The organism is Bacillus sp. AP50 (assembly GCF_040492675.1).
Taxonomy (GTDB): Bacteria; Bacillota; Bacilli; order Bacillales; family Bacillaceae_G; genus Bacillus_A; species Bacillus_A cereus.
The window spans coordinates 1-6,309 of sequence record NZ_JBEUTW010000275.1 but is presented as its reverse complement, the minus strand read 5'-3'; the positions used below and the strand labels follow the sequence as shown (position 1 = coordinate 6,309).

Genomic DNA, 6,309 nt, shown 5'->3' with positions numbered 1-6,309 from the left:
TATGGGGGGATTTTGATTTTTTAGGTTGATAGCGATGGGGTCACCATATCAAAAAAAGATAATTGTGCGTTTAGACATATTTTTCAGCCACTTCCTGTTCGTTAAGGAACTCATTATTTTTTTACAGTTTTTTATTAAGAAATTCTAAATAACTAATTATAATAGGTGAAGAAAACGATCAATAGTTGGGGTACGGAAAGGATTCGGATTTACATTCTTTCTCAATACATATCATGGATAAATAAAGTAAAATATGGGTTGGGGCTATGTCTCATGTTGTGTTAATCCTAACAATAACTAAGGGTACATAATATGCTTTCATACCTTTGAATAATTTTGTTATAGAAGGGATGGAGATTTAACTGGCTCAAATTGTTGGTATTGATAGATACCTTTGTACTGGGGCTTTAATCTATATGCGTGAGGGCCTTTCCCTAAGTCTTTTCAGGAAGTAAGGATCAGTAAGCAAACACTTATACAATATGAATAGAGGAGAGGAATGCCTTATGAAAATACGTATTCAAATTACATGTGCAAGTCTGGCCCTTGTAATAGCTGGAAGTTCCCTGTTATATACAACACCAACCTCAATTGTAAAAGCAGAGCCTACTCAAAATGTATCTAGTTCGTTACAAACAAATACTCAACGAGATCGTACTTCCGTCAAGCAAGCAATGCGGGATACATTGCAACTTGGATACCCGGGGATACTTGCTAAAACTTCTGAGGGTGGAAAAACGTGGGGATATGTCGCTGGAATAGCGGATCTGAGAACTAAGAAACCAATGAAAACAGATTTTCGCTTTCGCATTGGGAGTGTGACGAAGACGTTCACCGCAACAGTTGTACTTCAATTAGTTGGAGAGAATCGCCTGAAGCTAGACGACTACATCGAAAAATGGTTACCTGGTGTCATTCAAGGAAATGGATATGATGGTAACAAGATTACTATCCGGCACATATTGAACCATACAAGTGGTATCGCTGAATACTCAAGGTCAAAAGACGCTGATTTTACGGATACAAAAAAATCGTATACGGCTGAAGAGTTAGTGAAGATGGGGGTTTCTCTGCCTCCAGACTTTGCTCCAGGAAAGGGCTGGTCTTATTCAAACACAGGATACGTATTACTGGGCATTCTTATTGAAAAAGTAACTGGAAACAGCTATGCGGAAGAGGTTGAAAATCGAATTATTGAACCACTTGAATTGTCGAATACATTCCTACCAGGCAACTCAAGTGTTATTCCAGGCACTAACCATGCCCGTGGATATGTCCAACCAGACGGAGCAAGTGAGCTAAAAGACGTTACTTATTATAACCCAAGTGCAGGTAGCTCTGCTGGAGATATGATTTCTACTGCTGACGACTTAAACAAATTCTTCTCTTACTTGCTCGGTGGCAAATTACTGAAGGAACAGCAACTAAAACAAATGCTTACTACAGTTCCTACAGGAAAAGAAGGAATCGATGGATATGGTCTTGGAATCTATGAAACTAAGCTGCCAAGCGGTGTCTCGATATGGGGACACTCAGGTGGCATTCTAGGGTTTACAACTCTAGTTGGAGGTACACTTGGAGGCAATCATACGTTGGTCGTCAATTGGAATAGTTTGGGTAGAACTGGCAGTCCTAATCCTTTTAAAAATATTTTACTTGCTGAATTTAGCAAGTAGGAAAAAAGGAAAAATTTATCGTAGTTTTCATAGTTAAAAATATACTTTTCTGTTTCAAAAGCCCCAACTTATTTTCAAAAAAATAAGTTGGGGCTTTTTTGTTTTGGTGGCGTTTATTCTTCTTAAGTTGACGGCCATGTAAGGTGACCCCCTATTATAAATAGTATGACATTAATTTTTCTATTTATTTATATAATGTATAATTGCATTATGTAAAAATTCAGCTAAGTCTTCATTACTAAATTGATTTATGTAATTTTTAAATCGATTATCAAATTTATACGCATTTGCAATACATGTCAACATTTCAGAATCACATACAATAGATTGTTCGAGATAACTTTTCCACTCTACAATTAATTGCTGTACTTCATCGGAAGTAGGTGATCGATTAATATAGGAAGCAATTTTTCTAAACACTCTTTCCATTTTTTGTTCGAATTCATGAAATAAGTTCGCTTTTTCATTAGGAGAGAGATTTTTCAATTTCTCCTCAAATTCTTTGTATTTTTCTGTTTCCCCATAGATGTATTTCGCTTCATGAGTATATTGTTCTTGTAATGGTAAAATGGATGAATTATTAAAAATATTTAAGTTGTAGATATCCTTTCCTGATACATACTCATCTACCGCAGTAATAACTGCTTCTAAACGTTGTTTTTTTAACAATAAAGTTTGGTTATGCTTCTTTAATAATTGTTGCTGTTCTTCTCTCGTAAGCTTCAATACATCCGCAATTTCCTTTAGAGAAAATTCCATTTCCTTAAAAAATAGTATCATTTGAAGTCTTGCTAAACTGTTCTTATCATAGAGTCGATAACCATTTTCTGTTAAGTAAATTGGCTTTAATAGATTTATTTTATCATAATATTGTAAGGTTCTTTTGGTTATGCCTGTAATTTGGACAATATCTTTAACCGTTAATAATTGTTTCTTCATCCCAAAATCCTTTTATTTCATCTAGTATTAAATTGGCAGGAATTATTGTGGCTTCAAAGATGTTTTTTCCTGTTTTCTCTAAATAGTATTTGATTAAATAGTATCCACAGGCATAACCAGCAGCATAAGGCATATCGACTGGTATATAGTTTTGAAGTTTTGCTAATTCATCACCATAAAGATACGGTGCAATTTTATCAAATCCTGTTAATTGTAATTGTTCCTTGAGCACGGGTTTAATACATCTATTAAGCATTTCCATAGTTGTTTTCGATACCCAAGGACCGAGTAGATCTTCCCCAAAAATAGAAGTAGCAAAGTTTTCTGCTAAACCCTCACTAACAATTAATTCACCTAAAGTAACCGTATGGTCCCACTGAATAAATTGATATCGAACATTATGATTACATTCATGTGCTAAAGCAGCCTTCATTCGAGGTATTGTGTATTCATTTGGCACAAATGTACACAAAATATAGCCAGGGATACCTCCATCACCACTATATCCTTCATTTAACATTAATGAAGAGCTATTTGGATCCCCTAATAGAATCGTGAATAAGTAATCAGATACACGAAGGTTCACATCATGCGCTCTAAATAAATGAAGGCTTTTCCTAACAGCTTCTTTACACTCAGACCAAAAAGAATCAGAGGAAATCAATTCTAATTCTGGTGTAATCTCATTTGTAATCTGATTAGGAGAAATGCTCATTATATTATTCAATGTAATAACATCAAAGCCATTTTGCTCCTCAGCTTTAAAAGGAACATATTGAATTTCCCATTTCCCCATAAACGGAGCTAACATTTCTTGTCTGTATAATTCAACCTTTTCCTCTTTTGGAGCTTGTAAAATTTTTCGATATATTTGATCTGACCGTAATGATTTTATATTCATTTCTTTCACTCCTTATTTAATATAGTTAAAATTATGCACTATGACGTTACGTTATAGTCAAGTGGGTTAACTAAAAATATAGCAAGAGAATGGGATTATATGTTTTTTGAAATATATTAATAGGACACTTTCATTTGTAATTACCTTAGCTTAGTTTGGATGTTGAACGTATTTGAAAATGTCTCCAAAGCCGAATTTTAAACAACCTTATTGGGGCCCACCACACATCCATTAAGCTATGCTATTGAAATACCCCCTTGCTATCAAGTTAAAAAATCTGTTGTTCTCCAAAACGATAAAAATAAACTTTGGTTCTATAAAAACACAAAATTTTCATTTAGGGGGGACTTAAAAATGTTAGATTGATAGCCATGGGGTCCCGCCACATCGCTATCAAGCTAAGCTTATGCAAAGTCAATTTTAGGCGAGATTGTTTCTTTTTTCTAAAGGGCAAGTGTAGGTGATTGAAAGATTTGCATACGAAATAAACCCTAACGGGTTTCACTTTTTTGAATTAAGCGGCTTGATTATCAGAAATGGTACAATTGTAAACGACACCTAATATATCAAAGACCGTTTTTTTCTCATATCGATGAGATTTCCGCCCGTTTTGCTGTAGGAGATTGAACAGGCGAAGTAACACCTTTGATAGCTCTTGGGTGTTTTTTTGTATAGTTTGGAATAGAAGAAGAAAATAGTCTTTAATCATATATATAGCTTTATACTCACTAAGCTCTCGTTTTTTCTTCATGAGGAGCAATTGGCGCATTTGAAACATGATAGAAGAACAGAGTAGAATGGCAATCAATTGACCATATAAATGACACTCCAATCGTTCTGGTTTTATCTTTTTACAATGATGAATTTGAAAGAATGACTTCCACGTTTTAAATAAAATTTCGATTTGCCAACGCAAAGAATACCAATCATGTACCTGTCCCATCGGGACAATATCTGTAGGGGTGTTTGTCATATACACATTGATACCACTGAGTCGTTTACTACGAGGAGAATACTTCATTCCTTTCTTTTTTTCTCTTACAGTTTGATCTTGTAATCGTTTTTTTTGTTGTTCTTTTGTTAGTCGATGAACAATTACACGAGTTGGGATTTTATCAGTCATTCCTACATAAGCATCGGATATTTCACATGTTTGTCCTGGCTGAAGAGAGTTCATTAAAACTTCCATATCTATTTGTATATACTCTGTACCTTTCTTGATTTTTCCATCTTGAAAATAATCAGGGGTGGGATTTTTTTGATGAATACGTGTATTCGACTTAACACGAGAGATATAGTAAGCCTTTTTATCGTGTATATGTTGTAGATCTTTCAAATGAAAATAACCTAAGTCTCGAATACATAAATCATTTGCAGTTACAGTTGGGACACACAGAGATCCGTAGGTTCGATCATGTTGTTTACCTGGACCTGTATGAATATGAAGGAACTGTCCACTTAATAAATCATACTCAAGCTGAATCTTTACTCCCGCTGTATGGCTGCATCCTCCTGCACCTGGATAAACAGATGAAAATACATCGGGAAGTTGAAATGCAGTTGAATCTAGGATACGAATACGCTTGAAAATAGAAGTGTATGGAGAAAAGAGCAGCTTAGTTGAAGATAACTTTTGGTTGAGAAGTTCGGCTAACACTTGTTGTAGAAATTGCACGGCTGTGGCATTAAATCGTTGATTCAGTCCTTCAGGACTGATGAGCACTTCTGTTGATGCTTCTAAACAGCTACATAACTGAACTAAAGAGGTTTTAGCGACATTTTGATTAATCCATACACATAAAGCTACCAAATCTTTTGCTTGGTACTTACTAGTTCGTTGTACAAAACCAACATCTCTAGCAAGATTTCGTAAGAAATTTGGAGATAAGAAGTTTTGAATTTCTTGAGCGAATAGTTGTAATTCATCAGATACCTTTATGGATAGTGCAAAACCCTATCTTTATAGCAATGTGGTGATACCTCATATAGTCGTTTAATAATTATTCTTGTTACCTTTATATAATCCTCTTTAGCGGAAGTAATAATCTCATTGATGTAATAACATTATTTATAAAGATCTTATATGTTTTCTAATATCTGATGCCACACTACTAGGATCATCAGTTTCAAAGATGACATATTTGTATTTTTTATGCCCATCTAATTCAATTATTACAAGAGGTACTCGGTTTTCATAAGAAAGGAAGTACCATTCATCAGCGTATTTAAAGCTACCCTCAAAAATATTAAGAGAAGAAATTGATGTTCCAGGCATGCGAAGCATCCATTGAGGAGCGTCAAAATTGTCAACATAAACACTCTTAATCCTGTTATAAGGAATATTTAACTTTAGTTTTAATGCAAATAACCCTGTTACTCCATTTAGTTTCAGAATTATACCTTCATCATCAAAATGCACTTCTCTTCCCATGATTCTCCTCCTAACATTTATAAATCGTTTTCTATTTTCTAAATTATACCATGTTTATTTCAGAGAATAACTGCATATTCCAGTTGTATGCTTTGTTCATACGAGATTTACATAATCCATCATTATCAGTAGTGGAAAAAAAGCTCACTCCTTATCTTTTTTCAAATAAGAAGCTAACTTTGTCGTTTTGGGGGTGACTTGAAATCTTAGGATGATAGCGATGTGGTGCTACGTGGGGATTCTACGACAAAAGTAGTAGGATTTCTACTTGAATTTCATCTTTTAGATTGATTCATTTAGCTATTTCTTTTAATAAAATAGTGATTAGATATATTGAACTTAAAAGATATAAAATGATATTG

General features: G+C 34.3%; 5 protein-coding genes. 1 reads left to right on the top strand and 4 read right to left on the bottom strand.

From position 1 onward, the window contains the following. The first annotated feature begins 506 nt into the window (after nt 1-506). Nucleotides 507-1,676: a serine hydrolase domain-containing protein gene (locus ABWK52_RS19430; RefSeq protein ID WP_098542413.1), complete on the top strand. Its 1,170-nt coding sequence runs from the start codon at nt 507-509 to the stop codon at nt 1,674-1,676. A gap of 180 nt (nt 1,677-1,856) precedes the next feature. On the opposite strand, the gene ABWK52_RS19425 is transcribed toward ABWK52_RS19430, so the two are convergent. The 4 genes from ABWK52_RS19425 to ABWK52_RS19410 all read right to left on the bottom strand — a co-directional run bounded on the left by ABWK52_RS19425 (nt 1,857) and on the right by ABWK52_RS19410 (nt 5,947). Further along, entirely contained in the window at nt 1,857-2,615 is a 759-nt protein-coding gene (locus tag ABWK52_RS19425) for a MerR family transcriptional regulator (RefSeq protein WP_353772082.1), read from the bottom strand. After that, nucleotides 2,590-3,516 (bottom strand): DUF2268 domain-containing protein, encoded by a 927-nt coding sequence (locus ABWK52_RS19420; RefSeq protein WP_353772081.1) that lies wholly within the window; start codon nt 3,514-3,516, stop codon nt 2,590-2,592. Before ABWK52_RS19420 ends, ABWK52_RS19425 begins: the two co-directional genes overlap by 26 nt. 514 nt (nt 3,517-4,030) lie before the next feature. Then, a complete protein-coding gene (locus ABWK52_RS19415; protein WP_353772083.1) occupies nt 4,031-5,455 on the bottom strand; it encodes an IS4 family transposase in 1,425 nt (474 codons plus the stop codon). 129 nt (nt 5,456-5,584) lie between these two features. Next, nucleotides 5,585-5,947 (bottom strand): hypothetical protein, encoded by a 363-nt coding sequence (locus ABWK52_RS19410; protein WP_098541846.1) that lies wholly within the window; start codon nt 5,945-5,947, stop codon nt 5,585-5,587. Between the last annotated feature and the right edge of the window lie 362 nt (nt 5,948-6,309).